13 protein-coding genes are annotated in these 13,606 nt (G+C 66.0%); 8 read left to right on the top strand and 5 right to left on the bottom strand.

What is annotated here, in order from left to right; translation table 11 throughout:
• Window positions 1–43: 43 nt before the first annotated feature.
• The 6 genes from IEQ11_RS19480 (at window position 44) to IEQ11_RS19455 (ending at window position 5,055) form a co-directional block, all read left to right on the top strand.
• Window positions 44–859 carry a PA3715 family protein gene (locus IEQ11_RS19480; RefSeq protein ID WP_191822040.1) on the top strand — a complete coding sequence of 272 codons (816 nt, stop codon included), beginning with the start codon at window positions 44–46 and terminating at the stop codon, window positions 857–859.
• 10 nt (window positions 860–869) lie between these two features.
• Window positions 870–1,448, top strand: coding sequence for a DUF4166 domain-containing protein (locus IEQ11_RS19475; protein ID WP_191822039.1), 579 nt, complete (start codon window positions 870–872; stop codon window positions 1,446–1,448).
• A 467-nt stretch (window positions 1,449–1,915) separates the two neighbouring features.
• Window positions 1,916–2,128: a hypothetical protein gene (locus tag IEQ11_RS19470; protein WP_191822038.1), complete on the top strand. Its 213-nt coding sequence runs from the start codon at window positions 1,916–1,918 to the stop codon at window positions 2,126–2,128.
• Window positions 2,129–2,145: 17 nt separating this feature from the next.
• Window positions 2,146–3,732, top strand: a complete 1,587-nt coding sequence (locus tag IEQ11_RS19465; protein ID WP_191822089.1) for a SulP family inorganic anion transporter — start codon at window positions 2,146–2,148, stop codon at window positions 3,730–3,732.
• A gap of 55 nt (window positions 3,733–3,787) precedes the next feature.
• The gene (gene gloA / locus IEQ11_RS19460) at window positions 3,788–4,318 is read left to right on the top strand and encodes a lactoylglutathione lyase (protein WP_036104519.1); all 531 of its coding nucleotides are present in this window, start codon (window positions 3,788–3,790) and stop codon (window positions 4,316–4,318) included.
• Window positions 4,319–4,512: 194 nt separating this feature from the next.
• On the top strand, window positions 4,513–5,055 hold the full coding sequence (locus tag IEQ11_RS19455) for a hypothetical protein (RefSeq protein ID WP_191822037.1): 543 nt from the start codon (window positions 4,513–4,515) through the stop codon (window positions 5,053–5,055).
• 114 nt (window positions 5,056–5,169) lie between these two features.
• Here IEQ11_RS19455 and IEQ11_RS19450 read toward each other — a convergent pair whose 3' ends face one another.
• Entirely contained in the window at window positions 5,170–6,522 is a 1,353-nt protein-coding gene (locus IEQ11_RS19450; RefSeq protein ID WP_191822036.1) for an OmpA family protein, read from the bottom strand.
• A gap of 433 nt (window positions 6,523–6,955) precedes the next feature.
• Here IEQ11_RS19450 and clpB point away from each other — a divergent pair, with 433 nt between their 5' ends.
• Entirely contained in the window at window positions 6,956–9,541 is a 2,586-nt protein-coding gene (clpB, locus tag IEQ11_RS19445; RefSeq protein ID WP_096415495.1) for an ATP-dependent chaperone ClpB, read from the top strand.
• Window positions 9,542–9,705: 164 nt separating this feature from the next.
• Here the strand turns inward: clpB and IEQ11_RS19440 are convergent, their stop codons facing one another.
• The 3 genes from IEQ11_RS19440 to IEQ11_RS19430 form a co-directional block, all read right to left on the bottom strand.
• On the bottom strand, window positions 9,706–9,849 hold the full coding sequence (locus IEQ11_RS19440; protein ID WP_191823260.1) for a hypothetical protein: 144 nt from the start codon (window positions 9,847–9,849) through the stop codon (window positions 9,706–9,708).
• 231 nt (window positions 9,850–10,080) lie between these two features.
• On the bottom strand, window positions 10,081–10,500 hold the full coding sequence (locus IEQ11_RS19435; RefSeq protein WP_191823259.1) for a hypothetical protein: 420 nt from the start codon (window positions 10,498–10,500) through the stop codon (window positions 10,081–10,083).
• Window positions 10,497–10,991 carry a CC0125/CC1285 family lipoprotein gene (locus IEQ11_RS19430; protein ID WP_191823258.1) on the bottom strand — a complete coding sequence of 165 codons (495 nt, stop codon included), beginning with the start codon at window positions 10,989–10,991 and terminating at the stop codon, window positions 10,497–10,499. Before IEQ11_RS19430 ends, IEQ11_RS19435 begins: the two co-directional genes overlap by 4 nt.
• Before the next feature lie 308 nt (window positions 10,992–11,299).
• Here IEQ11_RS19430 and IEQ11_RS19425 point away from each other — a divergent pair, with 308 nt between their 5' ends.
• A complete protein-coding gene (locus IEQ11_RS19425) occupies window positions 11,300–11,443 on the top strand; it encodes a hypothetical protein (RefSeq protein ID WP_228464968.1) in 144 nt (47 codons plus the stop codon).
• Between the two features lie 24 nt (window positions 11,444–11,467).
• Here the strand turns inward: IEQ11_RS19425 and IEQ11_RS19420 are convergent, their stop codons facing one another.
• A complete protein-coding gene (locus IEQ11_RS19420) occupies window positions 11,468–13,495 on the bottom strand; it encodes an amidohydrolase family protein (RefSeq protein ID WP_191823257.1) in 2,028 nt (675 codons plus the stop codon).
• Window positions 13,496–13,606: the final 111 nt, after the last annotated feature.

Genomic DNA, 13,606 nt, shown 5'->3' with positions numbered 1-13,606 from the left:
GCTGTCCGCTTTTTCGATTCGTACCGCCCTGCTTTGCACGGCCATGCTCTGCATCGCGGTGTTTTCCACTGCCGCGACCGCGGCCGGGGACTGCGAGGCGCGCATTCCCGCCTTGCTGGACGTCGCCTATCCCGGGGCCAAGGACGACAGCGGCGACAACGGCGACCTGCTGCGCCTGAGCGGCACGCCCACGCGCTGGGTCAATCCCGCCGAGGTGGTGTGCAAGGTGTGGCCGGCCTCGCCGGACAAGACCTTGGTCGCGGTGAAGCTGCAGCACGCTCGCGACGGCGATCAGGCCGTGGACGAGGCCGACCTCGATCTATTGGTCGTCGACAGCGCGCGCGATCGCATCGTGCAGCGCCATCGTGAGGACGGTGTGTTGTCCTCCGATGCGATCCGGGTGTCCTCGTTCGCGTTCGACACCGCGCGCTATCGCCTCGACGACAAGACCACCGCGTTCGGCCTGCGCGTCAACCGCAGCGGCAATTCGCGGCCCAATCCCTACGAAGACAGCACCCTGCGCTTGTACGTCATCGACTCGACCGGCCTGCGGCCGGTGCTGCGCAATCTGGTGGTGATGCGCAACCAGGGCGAGTGGGATACCCGGTGCGCCGGCGAGTTCACCGACACCCGGCGCACTATCTCGGTCGACGCCAAGCGCGATAACGGCTATGCCGGGCTGCTGCTCAATACCGTGGCGCGCACCACCCGCAACGTCCCCAAGGGCGAGGATTGCGACGAAGTCGACGGCGGTACCGACAAGTCCAGCGTGCGCCTGCGTTACGACGGTCGCCAGTACGTAGTGCCCAAGGACCTGCGCGGCTTCGAAGACGATTACATCGGCAACAGTGGCGGCTGAGCGACCGCGGATGAGCGGCCTCGCCAGCGCGCGTTCGGGATCGGAGCAGGCGTCGGGCATCGACGCCCGCAGCTTGTACCAGCGCATCCTCGGCGCCGATTTCGAGCGTTTGCCGGCGAGTCTGCGCGCGCTGCATGCCCGCGACGGCGTGCGGCGTTATGCCGGCGAGGCCGAGGCCTCGCGCGGCGCGGGTTGGCTGTCGCGATTGTGCGGCGGGATCGCGGGCCTGCCGCCCGCGCATGCCGGCGCGATCGAAGTCGAGATCGACGCCGGCCGCCACGGCGAAACCTGGATACGCCGCTTCGGCCACGGCGCCATGCGTTCGCGCCTGCGCGAACGCGATGGCCTGATCCACGAACGACTCGGCCCGATGGCGTTTGCGTTCGCGCTGGAACTCGTCGACGACGGGCTGATCTGGCGGCTGCGCAGCGTGCGCGCGCTCGGCATGGCGTTGCCGTTGTCTTGGTTCGACGGCATGCGCGCGCACGAGTTCGAACGCGAAGGGCGCTACCGGTTCGACGTGCGCGCGGCCTTGCCCGGGATCGGCTTGCTGGTGCATTACCACGGCTGGCTGACGATCGGCGATTGAGGGGCGGGGCGGCCTTCCGGGCCGGCGCCGACCTGTGCGAATTTCGCGCCGCTGTGTTTCCGTGGACCGGATGCGCGGCGGTGGCGTGGCGTTCTATGCTGCGGATGTGGTCGGGCAGGGCGAAATTCCCGGATTTTCAGGGGAATCGCCTGGGTAAGCCGGGTTCGTGCGCGGCGCGGATGTGGGTTGGGTGGTGAGTCGTGGTGTCGCGGTCGCGGCTTGCGCCGCTCCTACAGGGCGAAACCTAGCTTCGATCAGGCCCTGTAGGAGCGGCGCAAGCCGCGACCGCGACACCGCAACCACCGCAGACCTCACCGCAACCGATCCGCCAGCCGCACCGCGCACCTCGCTTCCGCCGCTTCCGCATTCGTTCTCAATCCGCCCCATGCACCACCCTCCCGCAAACGGATCGCGGGTGCACCGGCAAGGACGCGTCCCTTCCCGCATCGCGCATCCGAGTACCACCCATGAGCGTCATCGATTCGTTGCCTTCAACGTTTAACCCCGGCGTTGCGGCTGCGCTGCCGCCGGTTTGTTCGTTTTCCGCTGAAGGCGTCGGCTGTTGGCGCGATGGTGGACGGGGGATGCGGCTGGTGAACGTCGATGCCTTGATTCGTAACTGGGGGGCTCGGACAGTGAACGTCGATGCCGTAATTCGTAACGGGGGACGCGGCTGGTGAACGTCGATAACAAGACTATGCGGCGCTCGTGGTTCGTCCCCGGCGATCTCAACGGCTTCTTCGGCCTGGTCGTCGACAACCTGTCGATCCTGGGTTTCATCTCGGCCGCGTTGATCGGCATCTTCGGTTTCCCGGCCGAGGTGATCTATACGCGCATGTTCCCCGGCACCGCGTTCGGCGTGCTGGTCGGCAATCTGATCTACACGGTGATGGCGCGACGGCTGGCCGCGAAAACCGGACGCGACGACGTCACCGCGATGCCGCTGGGCCTGGACGCGCCGACCAGCATCGGCATGGCGCTGCTGGTGCTCGGCCCGGCCTTCGTCGGTTTCAAGCAGGCCGGCATGGACGAACAGGCCGCGGCGACCGCGACCTGGCAGCTCGGCATGGCTTCGCTGATCGTGATGGGCCTGCTCAAGTTCGTGCTGTCGTTCGCCGGCGACACGGTGACCCGGCTGATTCCGCGCGCCGGCCTGCTCGGCTCGATCGCCGGCGTGGCGCTGGTGCTGATGGGCTTTCTGCCGCTGATCGAAACCCTGCGCTCGCCGATGGTCGGGTTCATGACCCTCGGGCTGTTGCTGTATGTGCTGATCGCGAAAGGGCGGCTGCCGATCAAGTTGCCGGGCGTGTTCGTCGCGTTCGTGTTCGGCACCGCGTTGTTCTACGGCTTCGGCGCGATCGGCCTGGGCGCGCCGGGCTTTAGCTTTCCGACCGCGCAACCGCTGCATTTCGTCCTGCCGCTGCCGACCCTGGGCTTCCTCGACGGCTTGCCCTACACCGTGCCGTACCTGCCGCTGCTGCTGCCGTTCGGGCTGCTGATGGTGGTCGGCGGCATCAACGTCAGCGAAAGCGCGCGCGCGGCCGGCGACGATTACCGCACCCGCGACATTCTGCTGGCCGAGGCGTTTTCGACCTTGGTCGCCGGTTTCGTCGGCGGCGTCGCCCAGACCACGCCCTACATCGGCCAGCCCGCGTACAAGCACATGGGCGCGCGCAGCGGCTACACCTTGTTGACCGGCTTGTTCATCGGCCTGGGCGGCATGCTCGGGATCGTCTCGGGGCTGGTGCAGTGGCTGCCGCTGGCGGTGCTCGCGCCGATCATCGTCTACGTCGCGCTCGACATCACCACCCAGGCGTTCCAGGCCACGCCGAGCAAGCACGCCACCGCGATGGTGTTCGGCTTCCTGCCGTCGGTGGCCTACATGCTCGCGATCAAGACCGGCAACCCCGGCTGGATCGCGCCGGAGCATCACGCCCAGCTGATGAGCGCGCTCGACGGCCACGGCCTGCCGGAACTGGCGGTGATCGTGACCCTGGGCAACGGCTTCATCATGACCTCGATGATCTGGACCTCGGCGGTCGCGGCGATGGTCGACGGCCGCTTGCGCCGCGCCGCGGCGTTCCTGCTCGCGGGCGCGGGCCTGAGCCTGTTCGGCATCATCCACTCGGTCGACCCGCGCGGCGGCGTGTACCTGCCATGGGCGCTCGAAGGCCTGCAGCGGGTGATCGCCTGGCAGTTCATCGGCGCCTATGTCGGCCTGGCGGTATTGCTGATCCTGCTGTCGTTGCAGCGCGATCCGGTCGCGCCGTCGGCTCAAGCTTGAGACAGCGGCCTTGCGGCCCTAGATCCTTGATTCCCTTTTCGAACCGGCCCACGCCATGTCCCTGCAATCCGAACTCGACGCCGTGCCCGGCGTGACCGCGCAGCCCGAAGCCGCGACCCGCGACTTCGTGTTCAACCACACCATGCTGCGGATCAAGGATCCCAAGGCTTCGCTGGATTTCTACACCCGCGTGCTCGGCTTCACCCTGGTGCGCAAGCGCGATTTCGCCGAGGCGAAATTCAGCCTGTACTTCCTGGTGCTGGTGAACGACCCCGCGCGGATTCCCGCCGAAGAACCCGCGCGCGGCGAATGGCTGCTGAGCCAGCGCGGCGTGCTCGAACTGACCCACAACCACGGCACCGAAGACGACGCCGATTTCGCCTACCACCACGGCAACAGCGAACCGCGCGGCTTCGGCCACATCTGCGTATCGGTGCCCGACGTCGAGGCCGCCTGCGCGCGCTTCGAGCAACTCGGCGTCGCGTTCCAGAAGAAACTCAGCGACGGGCGCATGAAGGACATCGCCTTCATCAAGGACCCGGATGGGTATTGGGTCGAGATTCTGCAGCCGACTTCGCGGGTCTGATCCGTACCGCGTAGCCGGCTGAGCCGGCTTCCGGTTTCCGACACAATCCCCCATTGCCGCCCAAGCGCTCCCCCTTTGCGAAAGGGGGTAGGGGATCGGTTTTTCGCTCAGTCACCGCGCACCCGCAATGTTCCGAGCGCGAATCAGGCCCAGGAACCGATACCATCCCCGCGACCGTCACCGGGGATGGCTCCATGAAACTGCTGATCGCTGCATGCGCGCTCGTGTTGTGGTCCGCGAGCGGCCACGCCTCATTTCCAGGAGCGCCGTCCGCCCTTCGCGTGAGCTATTCGTATTCTTGCGACGATCCATACACATTGACTCTGGATGTACGCAATCGCGGGCCGCGCCCGATCGCGTTTCCTAACGTACCCAGGTATTTCGTCGACATCGATTCATACGCATACACGCGCCGAGCCGGGCTGCGTACCTTGCCGGTCCTGCTGCCGCTTTCCCTGTATTACGTGACCGAAAAAACGCTCAAAAGCGGCGAAAGTTACCGTACGACAGTCAACCTATCGCCCTACGTCTCGGCGGAGGCGGGCGATGCGGATGGCGTACTGGTCATCGTCGAGTTCGAGCATCGCCCCGACTGGGCAGTGCCGGTACAGTTGCTCAATCTGTACTACCCGCGTCCCAGGAACTGGTTGCGCCGCGACTGCCCGATCGTGAGCGGCGGGCCGGGACGGTTGCCGAGAGTGAATCTGCCGCTGTCTCCTCGTGCCGCACGGCCATAACGTCGCAACAACGAACAAGCCGGCTCGCGCCGGCTTGTCCGTTTCTGCTGAGTGTCTACCGACCCATCAGCGTGCGGGCTGGATCGATTCGCCAGATCCAGCCTTCACTGCGACTCACTTCAACACCGTGAAATGCATGCGCCGGTTCTTGGCCTTGCCCTCCTCGCTGGCGTTGTCGGCGATCGGCTGATCCTGGCCGTAGCCCTTGCCGACCAGGGTCTCGCGGGCGACACCGAGTTCGGCGAGTCTGGCGATCACCGCATCGGCGCGTTGCTGGCTCAAGGTGAGGTTGGCCGCGGCGTCGCCGGTGTTGTCGGTGTGGCCGCCGACCTCGATGCGGATGCCGGTCGGCGCGGCCTTGATCGCCTTGGCCGCGTGGTCGAGGGTCTCCAGGCTGTCGCGGGTGATGGTGGCCGAACCGCTGTCGAAGTAGACGTTCATCAGGTTGAGCGCCCCGACCAGGTCGTCGCCGCTGAAACCGGCCTTCAACCCGCTCAGCGCGGCGGCGGCGCGATCCCACAGGCCGCTGATCTGGAAGCCGCCGAACGCCTTGCGCAGTTGCTCGCTGACCGCGATGCGCTGATCCTCGGGCAGGGCGGAGGTGTCGATGCTGAGCGCGTCGCCGTCGAAACCGAACTTCAGGCCCTTGGCCTTGAGCTGCGGCAGCAAGCCGATCAGCTTGTCCATCCAGCCGGCCGGCAGCGTCGCGGGATCGACGCGGATGTCGCCGCTGAGATTGGTTTCGCCGAACGCGGCCTTGAGCGCGTCCCACAGCTTGAGCTTGTCGGCGTCGCTGGCGACCTGACCGTTGACCGTGACCTTGCCGTCGACGTTGCTCAGGTCGAAGCGCGCATTGGCCTGCGCGACCGGCGCGGCCGGCGCTTCCGGCTCGCTGGGCGCGGTCACCGTGGGTGTCGGTGTCGGTGCCGGTGCGGCGGCCTCGTCCTTGCCGCAACTGCGCATCAGCAAGAACCCGCCGAGCAACAGCAGCAGCGGAACCAGCCACAGCAGCCAGCCTGGGCGGCTGTCGGCCTTGCGCGCGCTGGTCGGCGCGACGTGCTGCGCGCGCGGGGCCGGCGCGCCGTTGATCAGCGCCAGGGCCTCGGCGGGCGCCGTCGACGGCTCGCCGTCGCGGGTCAACAGGCCGATCAGCTTGGGCAGCAAAGTGGCGCCGGCCAGGCTGATCGAGACCTTGGGCACGCCGAGCTTGGCGGCCATCGAGGCCAGGGCCTCGTCGCCGAGCGCGGCGCTGAACTGGTCGGGTTGCAGCACGTTATCGACCACATGCGCGCCGATCCAGGAGCGAAACAGATCGCCCAGGCCGACCTGGGTGAAACGCGAACGCAGGCCGGAAAACCCGCCCTGGGCCGGATCGAAGATCAAACCCAGCAACAGGCCGATAAAGCGCTCGGCCTTATCGCCCAGGTTGAATCGCTCCGCGGCGTCGCGGATGAGTGAGTTGAACATTGAAACCCCCGTTTTTGTGCCTTGGATAAGTCGTTTTGCACGAGCTTCCGGCCTGTGCGAATCCAGCAAAACACGGGGTTTGAAGCGGGTTGTTAATCGGCGGGTAACAAAATAATCGTTTCCATATTGAATATGCCGGGGCCGCGCAAATGACGTGGTAAATCATCACGCCGGTTCGTCCTGACGCGCGCATTCGCGGCGAATTTCCACCTCGCCTCGCACCCGGCCGCGGGCGACGCCCTGGTGGATCGCGGACGACGCTCACCGCTGCCGGCGGGACGCGCGCCGCCCGGGCCGCGACGGCTGAAGCCAACCCCGGCCGCAGTCTCGCCAAGTCTTGAAACACCCGCCACAGCCCGCATTAACAGGTCATTCGCAGCCGTCGCGCGACACTCGCGACCGCCGGCCGCCACACCCTTTCGGAGAACCCTCCATGCGGATGGACAAGCTCACCTCGCGTTTCCAACAGGCCCTGTCGGACGCGCAATCGCTGGCGGTCGGGCGCGACCACAGCGTCATCGAACCGGCGCACCTGCTGACCGCCTTGCTCGACCAGAGCGGCGGCAGCACCAAGCCCTTGCTCAGCCAGGCCGGGGTCAACGTGCCGCTGCTGCGCGAGCGCCTGGGCGAAGCGCTGGAAAAGCTGCCCAAGGTCTCGGGCCAGGCCGGCAACATCTCGGTCGGCAACGACTTGGCGCGGCTGCTCAACGTCACCGACAAGCTCGCCCAGCAACGCGGCGATGCCTTCATCGCCAGCGAACTGTTCCTGCTCGCCGCGCTCGACGACGGCGGCGACGCCGGCCGCGCGCTCAAGGCCGCCGGCGCGACCAAGGCCAAGCTCGAGCCGGCCATCGAAAAACTGCGCGGAGGCGAGAGCGTGCAATCGGAAAACGCCGAGGAACAGCGGCAGGCGCTGGAAAAATACTGCATCGACCTGACCGCGCGCGCCGAGTCGGGCAAGCTCGATCCGGTGGTCGGCCGCGACGAGGAAATCCGCCGCACCATTCAAGTGTTACAGCGCCGGACCAAGAACAACCCGGTGCTGATCGGCGAACCCGGCGTGGGCAAGACCGCGATCGTCGAAGGCCTAGCCCAGCGCATCATCAACAACGAAGTGCCCGAGGGCCTGCGCGGCAAGCGCGTGCTCTCGCTCGACATGGGCGCGCTGATCGCCGGCGCCAAGTTCCGCGGCGAGTTCGAGGAGCGCCTGAAGGCCGTGCTCAGCGACCTGTCCAAGAACGAAGGCCAGGTGATCTTGTTCATCGACGAACTGCACACCATGGTCGGCGCCGGCAAGGCCGAGGGCGCGATGGACGCCGGCAACATGCTCAAGCCGGCGCTCGCGCGCGGCGAGCTGCATTGCATCGGCGCGACCACGCTGGACGAGTACCGCAAGTACGTCGAAAAGGACGCCGCGCTGGAGCGCCGCTTCCAGAAAGTGTTCGTAGGCGAGCCAACGGTCGAAGACACCATCGCGATCCTGCGCGGCCTCAAGGAGCGCTACGCGGTGCATCACGGCGTGGAGATCACCGATCCGGCGATCGTCGCCGCGGCGACCTTGTCGCATCGCTACATCGCCGATCGCCAGCTGCCCGACAAGGCCATCGACCTGATGGACGAAGCGGCTTCGCGCATCCGCATGGAGATCGACTCCAAACCCGAGGAACTCGATCGCAAGGAACGCCGGCTGATCCAGCTCAAGATCCAGCGCGAGGCGCTGAAGAAGGAGAAGGACGCCGAATCCAAGCAGCGTCTGGCCGATCTGGAAGCCGAGATCGCCACCCTGGAGCGCGAGTTCAACGACCTGGAGGAAATCTGGAAGGCCGAGAAGGCCACCTTGCAGGGCGCGACCAAGATCAAGGAGCAAATCGAGCAGGCCAAGCTCGACCTGGAAGCCGCGCAGCGCACCCAGGATTTCGGCCGCATGAGCGAAATCCAGTACGGCCGCCTGCCCGAGCTGGAAAAGCAGCTCAAGGCCGCGCAGGAAGTCGAGACCAAGGGCTTCAAGCTGCTGCAGGACAAGGTCACCGCCGAGGAAATCGCCGAGGTCGTCGCGCGCTGGACCGGCATCCCGGTGTCGAAGATGCTCGAAGGCGAGCGCGACAAACTGCTGAAGATGGAGCAGGCGCTGCACGCGCGCGTGGTCGGCCAGGACGAGGCGGTGCGCGTGGTGTCCGATGCGGTGCGTCGCTCGCGCGCGGGCCTGTCCGATCCCAATCGCCCGAGCGGTTCGTTCCTGTTCCTCGGCCCGACCGGCGTGGGCAAGACCGAGCTGTGCAAGGCACTGGCCGAATTCCTGTTCGACTCGGCCGACGCGATGATCCGCATCGACATGAGCGAATTCATGGAGAAGCACGCGGTCAGCCGTCTGGTCGGCGCGCCTCCGGGTTATGTCGGTTACGAGGAAGGCGGTTATCTGACCGAGGCGGTGCGTCGCCGTCCGTACAGCGTGATCCTGCTCGACGAAGTCGAGAAGGCGCACCCGGACGTGTTCAACATTTTGTTGCAGGTACTCGACGACGGCCGTTTGACCGACGGCCAGGGCCGCACGGTGGATTTCCGCAACACCGTGATCGTGATGACTTCGAACCTGGGGTCGCAGATGATCCAGGAATTGAATTCCGACGATACGCCCGAGAGCTACACCCAGATGAAGGCCGCGGTGATGGGCGTGGTGCAGGCGCACTTCCGTCCGGAGTTCATCAACCGCCTCGACGACATCGTGGTGTTCCATCCGCTCGACAAGAGCCAGATCCGCGAGATCGCCAAGATCCAGCTGCACGGTCTGGAGAAGCGTCTGGCCGAGCGCGGCCTGAAGCTGGCGCTGTCGGACGCCGGTTTGAACCTGATCGGCAACGTCGGCTTCGACCCGGTGTACGGCGCGCGACCGCTCAAGCGCGCGGTGCAGCAGCAACTGGAGAATCCGCTCGCGCAGAAGATATTGTCCGGCGAATTCGTCAGCGGCGACACGATCCAGGTCGAGGCCGAGGCGGGGCACCTGGTGTTCCGCAAAGGCTGATCCGATCGCGATCGGCTGATATGGGAACGGCCCGCGCTTGCGGGCCGTTCTTGTTTGCGAGGTTGCGACGTGGGTGACGTAACGCGGTCGCGGCTCGCGCCGCTCCTACATGGCCTACCTGTAGGAGCGGCGCCAGCCGCGACCGCGAAATTCAAACGCCGGCGTTAGTTCCCGCCAGCCACGGCCTTACGCGGCTGAATCCCCAACGCCTTCTCGATCTGCGCCGGATCGAAACGCTTGCCGCCCTTGAACACCGCGTCGACCTTGCGGATGTCCTGCATGTCGCGGATCGGGTCGCCGTCGATCAATACCAGGTCGGCGAGCTTGCCGGCGCGATCACCCCGCGCTTCTTGTCCATGCCGCGCACCTGCCTGCGACGGGGCAGGTGGTGTTCCGCAAGACCTGATCGAGCGGGGCGGCCGCCGGTGGCCTCAAGCGCCTACGAGAACGGCCCGCAGCCTGGGCCGCTTTCTTTGTGCCAGGGTCCGAGCCATCGGCGCAGCCGCGATACGCGCGACGGCTACGCCGAATGGCGCGCATTAGCGGCAGGACGGGCGACCGAAGCTGGGTTCCAGATCCAGGCCGGTGCGGTTGCTCGCGCCCTCGCGATAAATCTCGACACGGCAGGCCTGGTCGCGCATTTCCAGGTTGACCAGATAGCTCAGCGAGGCCTCGGGCACGAAACTCATGCCGGCATGACACGTCCAATATTGCTGGTACCCACTGAGGTAGACGAAGGAATTGACGTCGATCCGTTTGCCCACCGGCACGTGAGCGCGGCCTTGCTTGTCCGGGGTGAATTTGTATACCGTGCCGCCGGCGCAGAACGACGGCGCGGGCACGCCCTTGAGATTGACGGTCGCGGTGATCTCGCCGGGCTGGAAGGTGTACGCCGGCAACGAGGCGCAACCGCTGGTCGCGGCGATCGCGATCCATCCGAGAATCCATGCGCGCTTCATTGCGCACCCGCCTTGCCGGACTGTCCGGAGGCATCCTGCGCCTTCGTGTCGGTGGGCGTATTGCCCGCGCCCTGTGGGCGGATGTGCGCATACTGCTTGAGCACATCGGCGGTGACGAGCGCACCGGGTTTTGCCTGGTCTTCCAGCAGGATGTAGGCGTAGCCCGACGGTCCATTGGTAACCGGAGTGACCAAGCGTTCGGTGCGGCGTTGATCGATGACCGCCTCGGCGATCGAGCCGTAGACCGAGAAATACGGCTTGTTGCGCGACTGCGCGATCTCCGCGCAGCGCAACATCAGATAGTCCTCGACCTTGGCCTCTTTGCTGTAGCCGTTGCCGGCGAAGCCGACCTTGATCAGTTCGCCAGGCCCGGGCTTGTCCCAGTACCCGCCTGTCCAACCCAGCAAGGGGTTTGTCGCGCTGTGGTAACCGGTGGCGCAGCCGGTAAGGAGCGATGCGATGAGCATCGCAGTCGCGATTGCTCGCGTCATGTGTATCCCCCTGTAAAGAGCCTCCCCAGGCTCACGGTGGAATTATGTCAGCGGTCATGTTTTGAGGAAAGATTGCGGGGGTGTTCTTCAAGGGGCAGGTCCGGCCGGTGCCGCTCGAGGCGGCCGGCGCGGTTGGATGCCTGCATCAAAAGCCGTAATCGCTCGGGTATCTGCAGGCATGGTCAGATAGCTGAAGCCGGCTTAGGTGCGCCGCGCCGACACCGTCGGTATAACCGAGAACGAATGGCAGAACGTTCGTGAGTCCGTGCGTGGTCCTTTGTAGAAAACGCGTGCCATGCACCGCTTCGATGATTTGCGCACCGCGGCTGGCCGATCCATCGCGACAGCGCGCTTTCCAGCTCGGCCAGTTCAAACGTCTGGGCGTAACCGAGGGCAAGACAATCATTCCGCAAAAAATCGACGATCTGCCGATCCAAGTCGAGGTCGGATGATGAGTTCATATCGTCCATCTCCCGTTATGGTGCGCCGACGGTGATTGCCTTACGCGGCTGAATCCCCAACGCCTTCTCGATCTGCGCCGGATCGAAGCGCTTGCCGCCCTTGAATACCGCATCGACCTTGCGGATGTCCTGCATGTCGCGGATCGGGTCGCCGTCGATCAATACCAGGTCGGCGAGCTTGCCCGGCGCGATCACGCCGCGGTCCTTGTCCACGCCGAGCACCTGCGACGGGGTCAGGGTCGCCATGCGCAACACCTCGGCGTTGGGAATGCCGGCGCGCGAATAGATCGCCAGTTCCGAATGCAGCATGTAACCGGCCAGCGCGTCGGTGCCCGGCATGATGGTCACGCCGGCGTCGTACAGCGCCTTGAGCAGCCGCATCATCGCCGGGAACGATTGCGCGTAGGCGTGCTCCTCGCCCTTGGGCGCCTTCAACGCGCCCCAGCTGAGGTTGCGCTGCGCCTGCGGCGGCAGGCGCGAGGCCACCGTCTTCAATCCGGGCGGGATTTTGTCGGCCGGGTTGCCGGCGAACAGATCCTCTCCAATGCCCATGGTCGGATCGAGCACGGTGTGGTGGCGCTTGAGGAAGTCGATGAACTCGCGCACCTCGGGTTTTTCCGGCGGGAATTCGGCGGCGTGCGCGGCGACTTCGGTCAGCCGCTTCATGGTGTGGGTTTCCTGCACGCGCGGATACATGAAGTTGAGTTCGACGAACAACAGGTGCTGCAGTTCGTCGGCGCCGCCTTCGATGAATTGCCGGGCCGACATGTAGGCCGGCACGTGGCCGCTGTAGCGCAGGCCGCGCGCGTGGGCGCGGTCGGCGATCACCGGCACCAGCTCGGGTTTCAGCGAGGAATAACTCTTGATCTGCATGTAACCGTGGTCGGCGTACCAGTCCACCGCCTTGATCGCTTCGGCGGGCGTGGCGACCAGCATCTTGGTCGGGCCGGCGTAGGGGCCGGGTCCGTCGATGAAACCGGCGTAAAGCACGCGCGGGCCGATCTCGGTGCCGGCGTCGAAGCGCTTGACCTTGTCCAGGAACGCGTCGGTATTGTTGGCCACATCGCGCGCGCTGGTGATGCCGTTGGCGATGTCGAGCGCGCCGTCGGCGTCGGAGTAGTGCTTGTGCACGTCCCACAGGCCCGGCATCAGGAAGCGATTGCCGGCGTCGAACACTTCGGCGTCGGCCGGGGCCTTGATCGCGCTGTCGGAGGCGACCCGCACGATGCGTTCGTTCTCGATCAGCACGCTGGTGTTCGGCGTTACCGACAGGTCGCGCGGGTCGTACAGACGCGCGTTGCGGATCAGCAGCGGGCCCTTGGGCGTGTGCGCGAGTTCGCGCGCGAGCTTGAGCGACCATTGCGCCGCGGCGCGTTCCTGAAATTCGATCAGCTTCGGCAACGCGTCCAGATATTCCGGCGCGATCACCGAGACCCAGCCCGAGGCCATGATCAAGGCGGCGGTATTGCCCTGCGCGTCCAGCCATACCGAACCCGGGGTGTAGTCCAGGCCGCTGATGCGATACAGCGACAAGGTTGCGGCGCCGTTCTTCGTGGTGACATCGAAAGTGCCGGCGGCTTCCAGCCGCGCCTCGCCGGCCGGCAGCAGCGCCAGGGTGTGGCCCGGCGCCTTGAGCAGCGCGCGCGCCAGCACGCCCTGCATTTCCGGCGGCGCGTTGAGCGGCAGATAGAACGCCGGCGCGCTCAGGGTTTTCTCGCCGTTCTCGCTGTCGTTGTTCCAGCTCGCCTTGCCGCCCTTCAGGCTGAAACGCTCGTGGACCGGCACCTGCAGATAGTTGTGGCCTTCGGCATCGAACTCGATCGGCAGGCCGGCCGCGTCCAGGCTCCAGCGGGTCTTGGTGTGATCGCCGCGGCCGCGGTCCTTGAATTGGTATTCGACCCGGGTGCTGCCGTCGGCGGCGATGTCGACGGTCTGTCCGCCGGCGGGTTTGCCTTGCATCAATACGGTCTGCTGTTGCTTGGCGGGCGCGGCGAGAGCGTTGGAAATGGCCAGGGACAGCAACAACACGACGGTCGGACGCATGACGGGCTCCTGGAAGGATGTGCTGGCGGGACGCCGCGCGCATGCCCGAAGCGACCGGGACGGCGGCAGGCCTCTGTATAGCCGATCCGGCGAGGGCAGGTATGTGCCGGG

Source organism: Lysobacter capsici, assembly GCF_014779555.2.
Lineage (GTDB): Bacteria > Pseudomonadota > Gammaproteobacteria > Xanthomonadales > Xanthomonadaceae > Lysobacter > Lysobacter capsici.
This window is presented reverse-complemented; position numbering and strand designations above follow the sequence as displayed.

Excerpts from the sequence above, each read along its gene's own strand:
- IEQ11_RS19430 (WP_191823258.1), bottom strand. The coding sequence starts at position 10,991 with ATGACGCGAGCAATCGCGACTGCGATGCTCATCGCATCGCTCCTTACC.
- IEQ11_RS19475 (WP_191822039.1), top strand. The coding sequence starts at position 870 with ATGAGCGGCCTCGCCAGCGCGCGTTCGGGATCGGAGCAGGCGTCGGGC.
- IEQ11_RS19420 (WP_191823257.1), bottom strand. The coding sequence starts at position 13,495 with ATGCGTCCGACCGTCGTGTTGTTGCTGTCCCTGGCCATTTCCAACGCT.
- IEQ11_RS19425 (WP_228464968.1), top strand. The coding sequence starts at position 11,300 with ATGATTTGCGCACCGCGGCTGGCCGATCCATCGCGACAGCGCGCTTTC.
- clpB (WP_096415495.1), top strand. The coding sequence starts at position 6,956 with ATGCGGATGGACAAGCTCACCTCGCGTTTCCAACAGGCCCTGTCGGAC.
- IEQ11_RS19450 (WP_191822036.1), bottom strand. The coding sequence starts at position 6,522 with ATGTTCAACTCACTCATCCGCGACGCCGCGGAGCGATTCAACCTGGGC.
- IEQ11_RS19455 (WP_191822037.1), top strand. The coding sequence starts at position 4,513 with ATGAAACTGCTGATCGCTGCATGCGCGCTCGTGTTGTGGTCCGCGAGC.
- IEQ11_RS19480 (WP_191822040.1), top strand. The coding sequence starts at position 44 with ATGCTCTGCATCGCGGTGTTTTCCACTGCCGCGACCGCGGCCGGGGAC.
- gloA (WP_036104519.1), top strand. The coding sequence starts at position 3,788 with ATGTCCCTGCAATCCGAACTCGACGCCGTGCCCGGCGTGACCGCGCAG.
- IEQ11_RS19470 (WP_191822038.1), top strand. The coding sequence starts at position 1,916 with ATGAGCGTCATCGATTCGTTGCCTTCAACGTTTAACCCCGGCGTTGCG.
- IEQ11_RS19465 (WP_191822089.1), top strand. The coding sequence starts at position 2,146 with ATGCGGCGCTCGTGGTTCGTCCCCGGCGATCTCAACGGCTTCTTCGGC.
- IEQ11_RS19435 (WP_191823259.1), bottom strand. The coding sequence starts at position 10,500 with ATGAAGCGCGCATGGATTCTCGGATGGATCGCGATCGCCGCGACCAGC.